The sequence below is a fragment of the Blastococcus sp. CT_GayMR20 genome (assembly GCF_004570345.1).
In genome coordinates, this window is sequence record NZ_SPQM01000036.1 from 22,505 (window position 1) to 38,085 (window position 15,581).

General features: G+C 73.1%; 16 protein-coding genes. 5 read left to right on the forward strand and 11 right to left on the reverse strand.

Translation table 11 applies throughout. The features are described from left to right. Positions 1 to 3 precede the first annotated feature (3 nt). Positions 4 to 708 (forward strand): M50 family metallopeptidase, encoded by a 705-nt coding sequence (locus E4P40_RS10835; protein WP_135158643.1) that lies wholly within the window; start codon positions 4 to 6, stop codon positions 706 to 708. 1 nt (position 709) lies between these two features. Here E4P40_RS10835 and E4P40_RS10840 read toward each other — a convergent pair whose 3' ends face one another. Together E4P40_RS10840 and E4P40_RS10845 are read right to left on the reverse strand one after the other, a co-directional pair. Continuing rightward, positions 710 to 3,067 carry a glycosyl hydrolase family 65 protein gene (locus E4P40_RS10840; protein WP_135158644.1) on the reverse strand — a complete coding sequence of 786 codons (2,358 nt, stop codon included), beginning with the start codon at positions 3,065 to 3,067 and terminating at the stop codon, positions 710 to 712. After that, a complete protein-coding gene (locus E4P40_RS10845; RefSeq protein WP_135158645.1) occupies positions 3,064 to 3,810 on the reverse strand; it encodes an HAD-IA family hydrolase in 747 nt (248 codons plus the stop codon). The genes E4P40_RS10840 and E4P40_RS10845 overlap by 4 nt, the downstream gene beginning before the upstream one ends. A 160-nt stretch (positions 3,811 to 3,970) precedes the next feature. On the opposite strand from E4P40_RS10845, the gene E4P40_RS10850 reads away from it, so the two are divergent. Together E4P40_RS10850 and E4P40_RS10855 are read left to right on the forward strand one after the other, a co-directional pair. Beyond that, positions 3,971 to 4,516, forward strand: a complete 546-nt coding sequence (locus E4P40_RS10850) for a YbhB/YbcL family Raf kinase inhibitor-like protein (protein WP_135158646.1) — start codon at positions 3,971 to 3,973, stop codon at positions 4,514 to 4,516. Between the two features lie 65 nt (positions 4,517 to 4,581). After that, positions 4,582 to 5,478: a serine hydrolase gene (locus tag E4P40_RS10855; protein WP_135158647.1), complete on the forward strand. Its 897-nt coding sequence runs from the start codon at positions 4,582 to 4,584 to the stop codon at positions 5,476 to 5,478. 16 nt (positions 5,479 to 5,494) lie between these two features. Here the strand turns inward: E4P40_RS10855 and E4P40_RS10860 are convergent, their stop codons facing one another. Beyond that, positions 5,495 to 6,307, reverse strand: coding sequence for a GNAT family N-acetyltransferase (locus tag E4P40_RS10860; RefSeq protein ID WP_135158648.1), 813 nt, complete (start codon positions 6,305 to 6,307; stop codon positions 5,495 to 5,497). Between the two features lie 122 nt (positions 6,308 to 6,429). Here E4P40_RS10860 and coaA point away from each other — a divergent pair, with 122 nt between their 5' ends. Both coaA and E4P40_RS10870 read left to right on the forward strand, forming a co-directional pair. Then, positions 6,430 to 7,383, forward strand: coding sequence for a type I pantothenate kinase (gene coaA, locus E4P40_RS10865; protein WP_245160259.1), 954 nt, complete (start codon positions 6,430 to 6,432; stop codon positions 7,381 to 7,383). A 214-nt stretch (positions 7,384 to 7,597) separates the two neighbouring features. Next, a complete protein-coding gene (locus E4P40_RS10870) occupies positions 7,598 to 7,789 on the forward strand; it encodes a DUF5999 family protein (protein WP_135158650.1) in 192 nt (63 codons plus the stop codon). Here E4P40_RS10870 and E4P40_RS10875 read toward each other — a convergent pair. From E4P40_RS10875 to E4P40_RS10910, 8 genes are all read right to left on the reverse strand, one after another. Beyond that, the gene (locus tag E4P40_RS10875) at positions 7,786 to 8,385 is read right to left on the reverse strand and encodes a DinB family protein (protein ID WP_167762186.1); all 600 of its coding nucleotides are present in this window, start codon (positions 8,383 to 8,385) and stop codon (positions 7,786 to 7,788) included. The two genes, E4P40_RS10870 and E4P40_RS10875, sit on opposite strands and share 4 nt — an antisense overlap. Before the next feature lie 46 nt (positions 8,386 to 8,431). Further along, positions 8,432 to 11,440 carry an aminomethyl-transferring glycine dehydrogenase gene (gene gcvP, locus E4P40_RS10880; RefSeq protein WP_135158652.1) on the reverse strand — a complete coding sequence of 1,003 codons (3,009 nt, stop codon included), beginning with the start codon at positions 11,438 to 11,440 and terminating at the stop codon, positions 8,432 to 8,434. A gap of 152 nt (positions 11,441 to 11,592) precedes the next feature. Continuing rightward, positions 11,593 to 12,165: a MerR family transcriptional regulator gene (locus tag E4P40_RS10885; protein ID WP_135158653.1), complete on the reverse strand. Its 573-nt coding sequence runs from the start codon at positions 12,163 to 12,165 to the stop codon at positions 11,593 to 11,595. 293 nt (positions 12,166 to 12,458) lie between these two features. Continuing rightward, entirely contained in the window at positions 12,459 to 12,947 is a 489-nt protein-coding gene (locus tag E4P40_RS10890; RefSeq protein ID WP_135158654.1) for a bifunctional nuclease family protein, read from the reverse strand. A gap of 111 nt (positions 12,948 to 13,058) precedes the next feature. After that, positions 13,059 to 13,802: a MerR family transcriptional regulator gene (locus tag E4P40_RS10895; protein ID WP_135158655.1), complete on the reverse strand. Its 744-nt coding sequence runs from the start codon at positions 13,800 to 13,802 to the stop codon at positions 13,059 to 13,061. 46 nt (positions 13,803 to 13,848) lie between these two features. After that, positions 13,849 to 14,367 carry an FHA domain-containing protein gene (locus tag E4P40_RS10900; RefSeq protein ID WP_135158656.1) on the reverse strand — a complete coding sequence of 173 codons (519 nt, stop codon included), beginning with the start codon at positions 14,365 to 14,367 and terminating at the stop codon, positions 13,849 to 13,851. A gap of 260 nt (positions 14,368 to 14,627) precedes the next feature. Further along, the gene (gcvH, locus tag E4P40_RS10905; RefSeq protein WP_135158657.1) at positions 14,628 to 15,050 is read right to left on the reverse strand and encodes a glycine cleavage system protein GcvH; all 423 of its coding nucleotides are present in this window, start codon (positions 15,048 to 15,050) and stop codon (positions 14,628 to 14,630) included. Positions 15,051 to 15,100: 50 nt separating this feature from the next. Then, positions 15,101 to 15,581, reverse strand: a 481-nt coding sequence (locus tag E4P40_RS10910) for a DUF881 domain-containing protein (protein WP_135158658.1), incomplete at its 5' end; no start/stop codon positions are given.

The following is a 15,581-nucleotide window of genomic DNA, read 5'->3' on the forward strand; positions in this document are numbered from 1 at the left end:
GCCGTGGAGGTCCTCGGCCGGTTCTGGGCGCGCGTGACCGCACCGGTCCCGGAGCTGCCGACGGAGGTCCTGCTGGGCACCGCGGCGGTCGCCGCCGTCCTCGTCCTCTCCCCCGTGCTCTGGCGGCCGACCCGGCACGTGGTCACGATCGCCCACGAGGGCGCCCACGGGCTGGTGGCCCTGGCAGCGGGGCGGCGGCTGTCGGGCATCCGGCTGCACTCGGACACGTCCGGCCTCACGGTCTCGGCCGGTCGGCCCACGGGACCCGGCATGGTCCTGACCTGCGCATCGGGCTACGTCGGCCCGGGGCTGTTCGGCCTGGGCGCCGCCGCGCTCCTGGCGTCGGGGCACGCGGTCGGCCTTCTCTGGGCGCTGCTGCTCCTGCTCGCGCTGCTGCTCGTCCAGATCCGCAACTGGTACGGCCTCCGGTCGGTGCTGGTCACCGGGGCCGTCGTCTTCGCCGCGACCTGGTGGCTGCCGCCCGACGGGCAGGCCGCGTTCGCCGCGGTCGCCACCTGGTTCCTGCTGTTCGCCGCACCCCGGACCGTCGTCGAGCTGCAGGGCGCCCGGCGCCGGCGCCGGGCGCCCGACTCCGACGCCGACCAGCTCGCCCGGCTCACCCGGGTACCGGCGCTCCTGTGGGTCGGGTTCTTCCTGCTGGTCGACGTCGGGGCGCTGCTCCTCGGCGGCTACTGGCTGCTGACCTGAGCTACTTCCGCGCGCGGCGCCGCGGCTCGCAGCCCACCGGCTGGGTCACCGGCTCGACCTGCGGCGGGGGCGGGATTTCCAGCACCAGGTCCGAGTGGTCGACGGTGACCTGGCGGCCGTGGTGGCGGATGTCGAGCGGTTCGCCGTCCTCCAGCCGGTAGGTCGCGTGCGTGGGCGTGACGCTGACGGTCAGCCTGCGCCCCCGGTACACGACCCGGAACCGCATGCGGGTGATCCGCTCGGGCAGCCGTGGACCGAAGGTCAGCTCGCCGTTGTGGTCCCGCATCCCCCCGAAGCCGGCGACGGCGACCGTCCAGCCCCCGGCGAGCGACGCGATGTGCAGACCGTGGCCGGAGTTGTGGTGCAGGTTCTGCAGGTCGGTCAGCGCCGCCTCGGCCCAGTAGTCGTAGGCCAGCTGCAGGTGGCCGGTCTCCGCGGCGACCACGGCCTGCTGGCTCGCCGACAGCGAGGAGTCCCGCGTCGTCCGCGCCTCGTAGTAGGCGAAGTTGGCGATCTTCTCCTCGAGGGTGAAGGCGTCACCGCGCAGGTGCAGCGCCATGACCAGGTCGGCCTGCTTGACGACCTGCTTGCGGTAGATCTCGAAGTACGGGTAGTGCAGCAGCAGCGGGTAGTGGTCCTTCGGCGTGTTCGCGAAGTCCCATTCCTCGTGGTGCGTGAACGCGTCGGACTGCATGTGGACGCCGCGCTGGGTGTCGTAGGGCACGGCCATCAGCGACGCCGCCCGCAGCCACGTGTCCACCTCGTCGGGTTCGACGTCCAGCCGCCCCGCGACGTCGGGTTGGCGCTTGACCGCCTCGGCCGCCTCGCGCAGGTTCCGCTGCGCCATGAGGTTCGTGTAGACGTTGTTGTCGACCACGGCGGTGTACTCGTCCGGCCCGGTCACGCCGTCGATCCGGAAGCCGTGCTCGGCGTCGAAGTGTCCGAGCGACGCCCACAGCCGGGCGGTCTCGATGAGCAGCTCCGCGCCGAAGTCGCGGTCGAAGTCGTCGTCCAGGGTGGCGTTCCAGTACCGGACGACGGCGTCGGCGATGTCGGCGTTGATGTGGAAGGCGGCCGTCCCCGCCGGCCAGTACCCCGACGTCTCCTCACCCCGGATGGTGCGCCACGGGAACGCCGCGCCCTTCCGGCCGAGGACGCGGGCCCGCTCGCGGGCCATCTCCAGGGTCGAGTGCCGCCAGCGCAACGCGTCACGGACGGCGTGCGGCGCCGTGTAGGTCAGGACCGGGAGCACGTAGGTCTCGGTGTCCCAGAACGTGTGCCCGTCGTACCCGGGGCCGGTCAGCCCCTTGGCGGGGATCGGCTGCCGCTCACCGCGCAGACCGGCCTGCAGGACGTGGAACATGCCGACCCGCACGGCCTGCTGGAGCTCGTCGTCGCCCTCGATCTCGACGTCGGCCTCGTCCCAGTGCTGGTCCAGCAGCTCCCGCTGCTCACGCACCAGCCGGTCCCAGCCGGCGAGCTTCGCCGTGGCCAGGGCCGCCTCGACCTGGTCGCGCAGCGCCGGGCTCGACCGCCGCGACGACCAGCCGTAGGCCAGGAACTTGACCAGCTTCAGCGACCCACCGGGCGGGATCCGCGCGGCCAGCGTGTACCGGGCCAGGTCGCCCATGGCCTCGAGGTCCTCGGTGCTGGTGTCGGGGATCTCGATGACGTGGTCCATCCCGGCGGCCATGCGCAGGTGGCTGCGCTTCGTGCGGTGCACCAGGACGGCACGCCGTCCGCGGCCCACCGCGAGCTCCGAGTGCAGCGGCTTGGCCAGCGCCGCGGCCGCGCGGGGGTCGTCGTCGTCCGTCGGCACGGCCTCGTTGGCCAGCAGGTCGGACTGGAGTGCGACGTAGAGGTCCCCGAGGTCGTCGGTGAGCTCCACCTTGTACTCGATCGCCGCGATCGACCGGCGGGACAGGGACACCAGCCGGGTGCTGGTCACGCGCACGGTCCGGCCGCCCGGCGAGCGCCACTCGGTGGAGCGCCGGAGGACACCGGCGCGCAGGTCGAGGCTGCGCGTGTGGTCGATGATCTCGCCGTAGTCGAGGTCGAGCGGCGAGTCCTTCACCAGTAGCCGGATCAGCTTGCCGTCGGTGACGTTGACCATCGTCTGGCCCTGCTCGGGGAAGCCGTAGCCCGCCTCGGCGTAGGGCAGCGGCCGCTCCTCGAAGAAGCCGTTGAGGTACGTGCCGGGGATGACCACCGGCTCTCCCTCCTCGAACGACCCGCGCATGCCGATGTGCCCGTTGGTCAGGGCGAACACCGACTCGTGGACGGCGAGCGACGCGTGGTCGAGCCCGACCTCGGTCAGCGACCACGGCTCGATCGGGAACGTCGCCCGTCCCTCCGTCACGAGTTCTCCCCCATCAACTGCTCGAGGTCGGTGACGACGACGTCGGCACCGGCTGCCTGCAGCGCCTCGGCCTGCCCGACGCGGTCCACCCCGACGACGTAGCCGAAGCCGCCCGCCCGGCCGGCCTGCACCCCGGAGATGGCGTCCTCGTAGACGGCCGCGGCCGCCGGCTCGGCGCCGAGCAGCCGGGCCGCGGCGAGGAAGGTGTCCGGCTCCGGCTTGCCCCGGAGCGCGTCCCGGGCGGCGACGAGGCCGTCCACCCGGACGTCGATCAGGTCGGCGAACCCACCGGCGGCGATGACCTTCTCGCCGTTCGCCGAGGCGGTGACGACGGCGGTCGCCAGCCCGGCCTCCTTCACCTTCCGCAGGTAGCGGACCGAGCCCGGGTAGACCTCCACGCCGTGCTCCTCGAGCTCGCGCAGCACCATGTCGTTCTTCCGCGTCGCGATCGCCTGCACCGTCGCGGCCTCCGGCGGGTCACCGGGGCTCCCCTCGGGGAGCGTGATGCCCCGGCTGGCCAGGAACCCCCGGACGCCGTCGGCGCGGTGCTTGCCGTCGACGTAGCGGTTGTAGTCCAGCTGGCTGAACTCCGGCTGGTCCGGATGGAAGCGCTGCAGGAACTCGTCGAAGGTCCGCTTCCAGGCGGCGAAGTGCACCGTCGCCGTGCGCGTCAGGACGCCGTCGAGGTCGAACAGGCAGACACGGATCGAATCCGGGAGGCCGAGGGGCCCGGGAGCTGGCACGGGGGAACGCTACCGGCGGCGGGCCGTCGGCACGTGTCGGAACGGCTGCAGTCGTGTATCGACCTGGCGGACGCCGGATCGCGGCCGACGGGCGCGGCCCATCGGTGCTGCCTAGGGTCGGTCGCGGATACCGCCGTCCGTCCCAGCAGAGGAGACGACCATGGCCGACCGGCCGACGCCCCCGAACCCGTACGACTTCCTGCCCCAGGTGCCGACCTTCACCGTCACGAGCACCGACTGCGCCGACGGCGCGACCCTCGCCGCGCCGCATGTCAGCGGCGTCATGGGGGCCGGCGGCGAGGACCGGTCGCCGCAGCTGTCGTGGTCGGGCTTCCCCGAGGGCACGAAGAGCTTCGCCGTGACCGTGTACGACCCGGACGCGCCGACCGCCAGCGGGTTCTGGCACTGGGCGGTGGCGAACATCCCGGCCTCGGTGACCGAGTTGCCCGGCGGGGCCGGCGACAAGGACGCCCCGCAGCTGCCCGACGGGGCGGTGCAGCTGCGCAACGACGGCGGGTTCACCGGCTACGTGGGTGCCGCTCCCCCGTCCGGCCACGGCACCCACCGGTACTTCGTCGTCGTGCACGCCGTGGACACCGAGACCCTCGACGTCACCGGCGACACCACGCCCGCCGTCCTCGGCTTCAACCTGTTCTTCCACACCCTGGCCCGCGCGACCCTGGTGGCCACGTACGAGGAGGACTAGACCCGCCACGAGAAATTCGTGCAGCGCCGAAGCTCATCGCCGCTGGGTCGGCGCACCATGGAGGCATGGCGACGGTCACGGTGCGCCGACCGGGTTCGTCCCGGCTGGTGCTCCTCCCGCTCACGCTGCTCGCGGTCCTCTTCGCCGAGGTGGCGCTCCCGGGTGAACGCCGGGCGGCGGCGGGTGGCAGATGGGCGTCGGAGGTGGTCCCGGCGGTCGTCGCGGCCTACGGCCAGGACGGCACGATCGCCGTGGCGGTGGCCCGCCAGCAGGAGCGCCCGTCCGGGGAACCGGTCCGCGGCTACGAGGCCCGCCGGATCCGCGCGGCCGGGTGGTCGGCGGACAACGGTGCCCCGGCCGCGACGCCGATCCCCACGGCCTCCATGGTCAAGCTGTTCATGGCCGAGGACATCCTGCACCGGTCGCGGGTGGGTCTGCTCAGCCTGACGCGTGCGGACTTCGCGCAGCTCCAGGCCATGATCCGGCACTCCGACGATCCGGCCGCCTCGGCGCTCTGGGTGCGGTACGGCGGCGGGCGGATGGTCTCCGACGTCGCCGCCCGTTACGGGCTCGCGGGCACCACTCCCCCGACGTCGCCCGGCCAGTGGGGATCGACCATGACGACGGCGCGCGATCTCGCGCGGTTCCTGAGCCTGCTGCCGGTGGTGGCCCACCCCGCCGACGCCGGGGCCCTCATGGTCTGGATGCGCACCGCCACGCCCGTCGCGGCCGACGGCTTCCTGCAGCGGTTCGGGCTCTTCGGCACCGCGCCGCCCCTGACGGCGGTCAAGCAGGGCTGGATGTGCTGCATCGGGGGCCAGCGGCACCTGCACTCGGTCGGCGTGATCGGCCACCGGGTGGTCGTGCTGCTCAGCGCGGCGCCCAGGTCGGTGAGCTACGAGGCGGCCAGCGCGGCGCTGACCGCCGCGGCCGCCGCCCTGCCGCCACCCCGGCACTCCTGAGTACGGGGCACCCCGCTCAGCAGGGCGGGCGGAGGTCGGCGACGGCGGTGGTCGCCAGCCGGGCGAACCCGACGCGCTCGTAGATGCGGGCGACGTCGTCGTCACCGGCGGCGAGGAAGACCATGTCGGCGGTCTCGGTGGCGTGCGCGGCGAGCGCCGACGCCATCCCGGCCCCGAGCCCGCGTCCGCGCAGGCGCGGCAGGGTGGCCACGCCGACGACCTCGCTCACCTCGTTCCCGTCGATGTCGACCGGCTGGTGCGAGCCGACGGCCACCGGTCGGCCGTTCTCCACCGCGACCATCATCACGGTGCGGCCGACCGCGATGCGCTCGCGGAGGACGGCCGTCCGCGCCCGGGCCTCGGCGGAGCTGTCGAGCGGGACGTCACCGACGTCCGCGGCGCCGCCGGGGGTGGCGAAGGCCGTCGCGGCGACCCGCTGGTAGTGCGGGAGCTGCGGGTCGTCGGCCCCGACGACGTAGAGCCGCACGCCGGCCGGGAGGAGCAGCTCGACGGGGTCGACGGCCACCAGCAGCGGCAGCTCCTCGACGGTCAGCCCCGCGCCCCGGGCCGCCGCGGCGGTGTCCGGCGAGCACTCGGGCACCCATTCCAGCGCCGGGGGCAGTGCCGACTCCTCCTGCAGCGTGACCGCCGCCCGGACGTCGTCCGCCGTCACGGGCCCGCCGCCGGCGCGTGGCCGCGCGGGATAGGGCCAGACCGGGTCGCCGATCGGGACGTCGAGCCCGCCGACGGACTCGATCCGCGCGTCCGGGAGCGGCGCGGCGGCGAAGTAGCGCTCGATGCAGTCGAGCAGCCCCGGGCGGGTCGGCACAGCCAGAACCCTAGACGCGTGGGCTCCGCTCGATGCCGTTCCGGGTCCGTCCGTGGACGCTGCCCACCCGGGCGGGTGACCCGCACGAACCCCCGAGGCCACCCGGACGGCACGATGGTGCCGTGACGGTCGGTACGCGGCACTCCTTCTCGCCCTACGCGGTGTTCGACCGCGCGTCGTGGCGAGCCCTGGCGGAGGGGACGCGGCTGCCGCTGGACGAGACCGAGCTGCGGAACCTGGCGACGCTCGGCGACCGGATCGACCTCGACGAGGTGGCGACGGTCTACCTGCCGCTGGCCGAGCTGCTCAGCCTGCACGTGACGGCCAGCCGGCGGCTGTGGGCCGCGCAGAGCGAGTTCCTCGGCAACACGACCGCGAAGGTGCCGTTCGTGATCGCGGTGGCCGGCAGCGTCGCCGTCGGCAAGAGCACGACCGCCCGGCTGCTCCAGACGCTGCTGTCGGCCGGACCCGGCTCGCCCCGGGTCGATCTGGTGACCACCGACGGCTTCCTGCTGCCGAACGCGGCGCTGGAGGCACGCGGCCTCCTCGGCCGCAAGGGGTTCCCGGAGAGCTACGACCGGCGCGCGCTGGTGCGCTTCGTCGCCGACGTGAAGTCCGGTCGCGAGGAGGTGTACGCCCCGGTCTACGACCACCAGTCCTACGACATCGTCCCCGACCGACGGCAGGCCGTGGACCGGCCGGACATCCTCGTGCTCGAGGGCCTCAACGTCCTCCAGGCGGGACGGCGGACCGACGGGACGGCGCCGGAGGTCTTCCTCTCCGACTTCTTCGACTTCTCCGTGTACGTCGACGCCGCGGAGGCCGACATCCAACGCTGGTACGTCGAACGGTTCCTCGCCCTGCGCCGTACGGCGTTCCAGGACCCGACCGCCTACTTCCACCGCTTCGCCGACCTCACCGACGAGCAGGCGCACGAGACCGCGCTCGGCATCTGGGCAGCTGTCAACGGGCCGAACCTGCGGCACAACATCGCACCGACGCGCTCCCGCGCCCGCCTCGTGCTGCAGAAGTCGGCGGACCATTCCGTCCGCCGCGTGCTCCTCCGGAAGCTCTGAGGATCGGCGGCCGACACGCCGCACCGACCTGGCACGACGCCGTACCGTCACCAGAGTCGTTGGCAGTACCTGACGACTCGTTGGGGTGACGTGGTGACCGGCGTCACGACCCGACTCTTCAGTATCCGCGCACACTTGCCGAATCCGGTAATCGGACGAGCACCTTGAGTGACTCCCGGCGGCCCCGCCGGGAACCCGAACGGACGGAACCGCTATGTGCCACCACGTGACGCCCTGCCCCGATGTCGACAGTGACGCCCGCGACCTCGCCGCGGTCGTGAGCAGCCACCCGGAACAGGGATGGAGCCTGCTCTGCAACGGCGTCGTCCTCTTCGACGACGACGGTGAGCTGCTCCCCGACGGCCGGGCGGTGCCCGACCACCACACCTGGCTCGCCCCCGCCTAAGAGGAGGAACCCGCCTTCCGCGCGGTCTGCTCCAGCCGCTCGCGGTAGTCGGACCACCAGGTCCCGTCGACGCCTTCGGGCAGGTTGACGTTGCCGGCCCGCAGGCCGGCGGCGCCGTCGACCAGCTCGCGCACCACGTCGGCGTGGCCTGCGTGCCGGTTCGTCTCGGCGATGACGTGCACGAGCACGCGGTGCAGCGTCACCGAGGCGCGGTCGCCGTCCCACCAGGGCACGCGACCGGGAGCGTCCAGCGCGAGCGCCTCGATCGTGGCGTCGGCGGTGGCCCACGCACGGCGGTACAGGCCGACGATCTGGTCGCGGGACTCGTCCGCGGCCGCCCACATGTCCCAGTTGGGGTCGGAGCCGTCGTCCTCGATCCAGGCGGTGGCGTCGGGTTCCGGCCGGCCGAACGTCTCGCCGAAGTAGCCGAGCTCCACGTAGGCCAGGTGCTTGACGAGGCCCAGCAGGTTCGTGCCGGTCGGCGTCAACGGCCGCCGGACGTCGTACTCCGACAGCCCCTCCAGCTTCCACAGCAGCGCGTCGCGGGCTGACTGGAGGTAGCGCTGCAGGTCGGCCTTCGCACCGGGGTCGGTCATGGTCGACACCCTGCCAGGCGGCACCGACGTTTCCCGCGGGCCGCGTTCAGGCGCGGGCGCCCACCACGTCGGCCGTCGTCCCCAGGTCGTCCGGGGCGCCCGCGTCCCGCTCGGGCACGTGCCCGTTGCGCTCGGGGCTCTCGCTGCTCTCGGAGCCGAAGTCGTGCTCGGCGAACGCCTCCGGCGGCGGGCACGCGCAGACCAGGTTGCGATCGCCGTAGGCCTGGTCGATCCGCCGGACCGGGCTGAGGTAGGTCCGCCCCTGCAGGCCCCGGACCGGGTAGACCGCCGTCGTCCTCGGATAGGGCCGCTCCCACTCCCCCGCCAGCATCGCCAGGGTGTGCGGGGCGTTGCGCAGCGGGTTGTCGGTGGCGTCGTACTCGCCGGTGGCCACCTTCTCTATCTCGCCGCGGATGGTGATCATCGCCTCGACGAACCGGTCCAGCTCGGCCTTGTCCTCGCTCTCGGTCGGCTCGACCATCAGCGTCCCGGCCACCGGGAAGCTCATGGTCGGCGCGTGGAACCCGAAGTCGATCAGCCGCTTGGCGATGTCGTCGTTGGTCACGCCGGTCGCCTTGGTCAGCGGCCGGATGTCGAGGATGCACTCGTGGGCGACCAGCCCGTCGGCGCCGGTGTAGAGCACCGGGAAGTGCTCGCGCAGCCGGGTGGCGACGTAGTTGGCCGCCAGGACGGCGTGCTCCGTCGCCGCCAGCAGACCGTCGGGTCCCATCAACCGGACGTAGGCCCAGGAGATCGGCAGGATGCCGGCCGAGCCCCAGGGAGCCGCGGACACGACCGGACCCTCCGTCCCGGTGTCGACCAGCGGGTGCCCCGGCAGGAAGGGCACGAGGTGCTCGCGGACACCGATCGGGCCCACGCCCGGACCGCCGCCGCCGTGCGGGATGCAGAAGGTCTTGTGCAGGTTCAGGTGGCTGACGTCGGAGCCGAAGCGCCCCGGCTTGGCCAGGCCCACCATGGCGTTGAGGTTGGCGCCGTCGACGTAGACCTGCCCACCGGCGTCGTGGACGGCGCCGCAGATCTCCTGGATGTCGGCCTCGAAGACGCCGTGGGTCGACGGGTAGGTGATCATCATCGCCGCCAGCCGGTCGGCGTGCTGGTCGACCTTGGCGTGCAGATCGGCGACGTCGACGTTGCCCGCCTCGTCGCAGGCGACCACGACGACCCGCATGCCGGCCATGACGGCGCTCGCGGCGTTCGTCCCGTGCGCGGAGCTGGGGATCAGGCAGACGTCGCGCTGCCGGTCACCGCGCGAGTGGTGGTAGGCGCGGATGGCGAGCAGTCCGGCGAACTCCCCCTGGGACCCGGCGTTGGGCTGGACGCTGACCGCCGCGTAGCCGGTGACCTCGGCCAGCGCGTCGCACAGCTCCTGGATCAGCGTGGCGTACCCGCGCGCCTGCTCGACCGGCACGAACGGGTGCAGCTTCGCGAACTCCGGCCAGGTGATGGCGGCCATCTCGGTCGCCGCATTGAGCTTCATGGTGCACGAGCCGAGCGGGATCATCGTGCGGTCGAGCGCGAGGTCCTTGTCGCTCAGCATGCGCAGGTAGCGCAGCAGGGCCGTCTCGGACCGGTGCGCGGAGAAGACCGGGTGGGTCAGGAAGGGGGTCCGGCGGCGCAGGTCGGCCGGCAGGGCATCGGCACCCCCGTCGTCCAGCGCGGCGTCGTCCGCCGGGACGCCGAAGGCATCGGCGACCGAGCGGAGGACCGCCGGCGTCGTCGTCTCGTCGCAGGCGACGGCCACCGTGTCGGCGTCGACGAGGCGCAGGTTGATCCGTCGCTCGGCGGCCGCGGCGACGACCTCGGCGGCCCGGCCGGGCACGGTCGCCTCGAGGGTGTCGAAGAAGTGCTCGTGGACGAGTTCCAGCCCGCCGGCGCGCAGCCAGCCGGCCAGCGCGACAGCGCTGCGGTGCACGCGCGCCGCGATCGCCGCCAGGCCCTCGGGGCCGTGGTAGACGGCGTAGGCGCCGGCCATGACGGCGAGCAGCACCTGGGCCGTGCAGATGTTGCTGGTCGCCTTCTCCCGGCGGATGTGCTGCTCCCGGGTCTGCAGCGCCAGGCGGTAGGCGACGCCGCCGTCCGCGTCGACCGAGACCCCGACCAGACGGCCCGGCAGCTGACGGGCCAGGCCCTCGCGGACGGCGAGGTAGCCGGCGTGCGGCCCGCCGTAGCCCATGGGGACGCCGAAGCGCTGGGTCGTGCCGCAGGCGACGTCGGCACCCCACTCCCCCGGCGCCTCCAGCAGCGTGAGGGCCAGGAGGTCGGCGGCGACGACCACCGAGGCCCCGGCGTCGTGGGCCGCCCGGGTGAGCGCGCGGTGGTCGCGTACGGCGCCGCTGGCACCCGGGTAGGACAGCAGGACTCCGAACGCGCCGGCCTCGGGCAGATCGGCGGGCCAGCCCTGGGACAGGTCGGTCACGTGCAGGGTGATGCCGAGCGGCTCGGCCCGCGTCTGAAGGACGCCGAGGGTCTGCGGCAGGGTGTCGGCGTCGACGACGAAGACCGCGTCGGCCTTCGCGCGGCCCGCGCGGCGGACCAGCGTCATCGCCTCGGCTGCGGCGGTGGACTCGTCGAGCATCGAGGCGCCGGCGACGTCCAGGCCGGTCAGGTCGGCCACCATCGTCTGGAAGTTGATCAGCGCCTCGAGCCGGCCCTGGCTGATCTCGGGCTGGTAGGGCGTGTAGGCGGTGTACCAGGCCGGGTTCTCCAGCACGTTCCGCTGGATGACGGCCGGGGTGACGGTGCCGTAGTACCCCAACCCGATCATCGAGGTGTAGACGTCGTTGGCCTCGGCGCGTTCGCGCAGCAGGTCCAGGACGGCGGCCTCGTCCAGCGCGGCCGGCAGGTCGAGAGGGGTCCGGTCGCGCACGCCCTCGGGGACGCAGGCGTCGACCAGCTCCTCGAGGCTGGGATGGCCGATCGCGGCCAGCATCGCCTCGGTGTCCGCGGGCCGGGGTCCGATGTGCCGCGCGGCGAACGATCCCGCCGGATCCAGCGAACGCAGCGAGGGAAGGGGCGGCAGGGTCTCGGATCCCATTGCCGCGACGCTACCAGCGCGCCGGGGCGCTCCTGCCGCGCGACGAAGGGTGGGAGACCTCCCGCGAGTGTCGGCCCGCTGTCCTCATGGAGGAGGGATGACGACAGCAACCCGAGACTCGGTGCACCGGAAATGCTCCGGTGCGGTTCCTACTAGCCGGCGACGCGCTTGCGGCGGCGCATGGACAGCTCGTCGTCCGACGAGTGCATCGGTGCGCCGTCGAGACGCTCGGCCGGCAGCTCGGCGAGCTCACCGGAGAGCTCCCGGAGCGCGCCGGAGACGGCGATGCCGAAGACGCCCTGACCGCCGGCGAGCAGGTCGACGACCTCCTCGGCCGAGGTGCACTCGTAGACCGTGGCGCCGTCGGAGAACAGCGTGACGTTGGCGAGGTCCTTGATGCCGCGGTTGCGGAGGTGGTCGACGGCCTTCCGGATGTTCTGCAGGGAGACGCCGGTGTCCAGCAGCCGCTTGACGACCTTCAGCACCAGGATGTCGCGGAAGGAGTACAGCCGCTGCGTGCCCGAGCCGGTCGCGGTGCGGACCGACGGGGCCACCAGGCCGGTACGGGCCCAGTAGTCGAGCTGCCGGTAGGTGATGCCCGCAGCGGCGCACGCCGTCGGACCGCGGTAGCCGACGAGGTCGGTGTCGACCTCGTCGTACGCCGGGGCGCCGACAGCGGCATCGCTGAAGAGCTGACCCTGGGAGCCGTTGCTCTGGTCGCTCACGTCCAGCGTCCTCCTCTGGTCCCGTGCCGCTCGCGCGGTCCGGGTCGACGGCGTTGCACCCACTGACCTCAGGTGTCACACCGTTGTTGTTCGCCGACCGTAAGCCGGGCCAGGGGGTGGGTCAACTGAGCGGGGCGGCGTGTCGTCGCGCTCATCATTTCGAGTGGAGGTATGCGCGGTGCTGCCGATACCCCCAGGATGTCCTCCTGCCCCTGAGGTAGACCCTCAGGCGGCTCCTCGGCCTGACTCCGCGCCCCCGTCCGCTCGTCGCTGCGATGCTCCCGGAGCTGTCGTCAGGCGGCCCCTCCGGAGCCCGATCCCGCCCCGAAGTCCTCCGGCGAGATCTGGTCGAGGAACTCGCGGAACTTCTCGACCTCGTCCTCCTGCTCGTCCGGGATCTCGATACCGACCTCGTCGAGCAGGTCGTCGGCGCCGTAGATCGGGGCACCGGTCCGGACGGCGAGGGCGACGGCGTCCGACGGCCGGGCGCTGACGACGCGCTCGTCGCCGAACACCAGCTCGGCGATGTAGATGCCGTCGCGCATCTCGGTGATGTTCACGGCCTCCAGCGTCGCGCCGAGCGCCCGCACCACCTCGCGGAGGAGGTCGTGGGTCATCGGCCGGGCCGGGCGGACGCCCTGCTGCTCGAAGGCGATCGCGGCTGCCTCGACGGCGCCGATCCAGATGGGCAGGTACCGCTCCCCCTGCGTCTCCTTCAGCAGCAGGATCGGCTGGTTCCCGGGCAGCTCGACCCGGACGCCGACGACTCGAAGCTCCTGCACGGTGCGGCTCCTCAGCTGCTGCGCCCGGTCGGGGTGGGTGGGCGGTAGTGACATGGCGCGGGTGGGTCGGTCTCGTCGGTCGCGTTGCGACGTGTTCACGGTACGCCGGAGTCAGGGGCGCAGGAGTTCCCGCAGGCGCGCTTCCAGGAGGGCCGTGTGGAGCTGGGCGGACAGGGTCGCGAGCTCCCGGAGCTTCTCCGTGGCGCGGGTGCGGGCCTCCTCCGAGCGGGCGCGCAGCACCGGCGCGACCAGCTGCTCGACCAGTCCCGCCTCGCGCTCCACGCCGCTGCGGTAGACCCGGAGGTGCCGCGGCTCGATCCCGTGCCGCGCGAGCCCCGCGGCGGCCCGGGCCACCGGAAGGTCGGCCGCGGGGTGCCGGCCGTCGGCGTCGGTGGCCAGGAGCCCGAACTGCACGCAGTCGGCGAGCTGCTCGGGCTCGAGCCCGGCGGCGCGGGCGAACTGCTCCGGCGTCAGGGGCGGGACGCGGGCCTCGTCGTCGCCGGCGGCGGGAGGCGGCGGCACAGTTCCGGGCCCGCCGGCGCCGGCCGGCAACGGCTCGCCGCGGTCGAGCGCCTCGAGGTGCTCCTTGATGACCCGCAGCGGGAGGTACTGGTCTCGCTGGGCGGCCAGGACGTACCGCAGCCGGCTCACGTCGGCCCGGGAGAACTTCCGGTACCCGGACGGCGTGCGCTGCGGATGGACGAGGTCCTCGGACTCGAGGTAACGGATCTTGCTGATCGTGACGTCGGGGAAGTCGTCGCGAAGAACTGCCAGCACCTCGCCGATGGTGAGCCGCGGCGCGCGCTGGTCCGCGGCGTCCCCGAGCGCACTGTCGCGCTCGGGCACGGCGGTCACGTCCTCGTCTCGTCGGCGCCCGTGCGGAGCGCGCGGGGCCGGGCCACTAGCGAGCGGCCGGCTCGCCGGTGCGGGGGCCGGTCAGGTAGACGAGGCGGAACTTGCCGATCTGGACCTCGTCGCCCCCGGCGAGCGTCGCGACGTCGACGGGCTCCCGGTTGACGTAGGTGCCGTTGAGGCTGCCGACGTCGTGCACCGAGAAGCCGCCGCCCTCGCGGTGGAACTCCACGTGCCGGCGGCTGACGGTCACGTCGTCCAGGAAGATGTCGCTGTCGGGGTGACGGCCCGCGGTCGTGACGTCCTGGTCCAGCAGGAAACGGCTGCCGGCGTTCGGGCCGCGCTTGACGACCAGCAGCGCCGACCCGGACGGCAGCGACTCCACGGCGCCGGCGTGCGCGTCGGCGGCCGACTCCGCGATCTCCGGCTGCTCGGCGGAGTCCTCGCCGCCGACCTTGGGGATCACCGAGGTCGACTCTCCGACCCGCTCCTGGGAGAGCGCCGAGCCGCACTGCGCGCAGAAGCGACTGCCCTCGGGGTTCTCGTGTCCACATCGAGTGCAGTGCACGTCTGTCTCCTCCTTGGGCGAAGGCCCGCCGCGAGTCTCGAACAGGCCGCGTGCGGCCGGCGGACGTCGGACCGGTCGGCCCGACGCGGGTCGGCCGCCGCGTGTCGGCGGACCGTGGGTCATGGAACCAGTCGGCGGACCCGAGGGTCAACCGGACGTTCAGGGTGTGGGAACCGCGGTTTCCGTGCTGGTCACCACGGCTTCGGGCACCCCAGCGCGATCATAGTGACGGGCGTGCCGCCGGGCCCGACGGCGGGCCGTCAGGAGGCGTCGACGAGCGCCTGGTAGGCGGCGGCGTCCATCAGCGGGCCGATGGGGTCGCCACCCTCGCCCGGCGCGCTGATCTCGACCAGCCAGCCCTCGCCGTACGGGTCGGCGTTGATGGTCTCGGGCGCATCGGCGAGCTTCTCGTTCACCGCCGTCACCACGCCGGCGATGGGCGCGTAGACGTCGGACACCGACTTGGTCGACTCCACCTCACCGATCGGCGTCCCGGGCGCGACGTCGTCCCCCACCTCCGGCAGCTGGACGAACACGATGTCCCCGAGGGCGTCCTGCGCGTGGTCGGTGATGCCGACCCTGACGATGGTCCGTGCTCCCGCAGTGGCCTCCGTCCCGTCGGTGCCCTGCACCAGCGCCCATTCGTGCTGGTCGGTGTAACGGCGGTCGTCTGGGGTGGCCATGCGGCGGGTCTCCTGGTCTGCGGCAGGGAGCGGGAAGGCGGCTGACCGCGTCAGTCGTCGGTGTCCGGCGCAGCGTATTGAGGCGTGTCGAGCGGCCGCAACGCGTCCACCACGACCCGGGGGGACGTCTCGATGCTGACCGAGCCACCGCGGCTGCCGATGTGCGGCACCACTCCCCCGGGGATGTTCATCGCGGTCTCGATGTTCTGCGGCGACCCGATGACGACGAACTCGTACGGGGTCTCGATCGGCTGCCCGTCCACTTCGAGCGCCCCGGGGCGGCCCGCGACGGCCGTGGAGACCCCGACGCGGACGCCGTCGATCTGCATGGTCTCCGCACCCGCCCCGCGCAGCTCCTGGATCGTGTCGATGATGTCGGTGACCTGCACGTCGTCCCCGGGGTCGCGGATCGTCAGGACGAGGCCGGGGCCTGCCGCGGCGACCGTGCCGGTGAGGATCCCGATGTCCTGGGCCCGGTTCCGGGCGTCCTCCAGGGCGGAGGACGTCTGCCCGTCGGAGTTGACGAGCTCC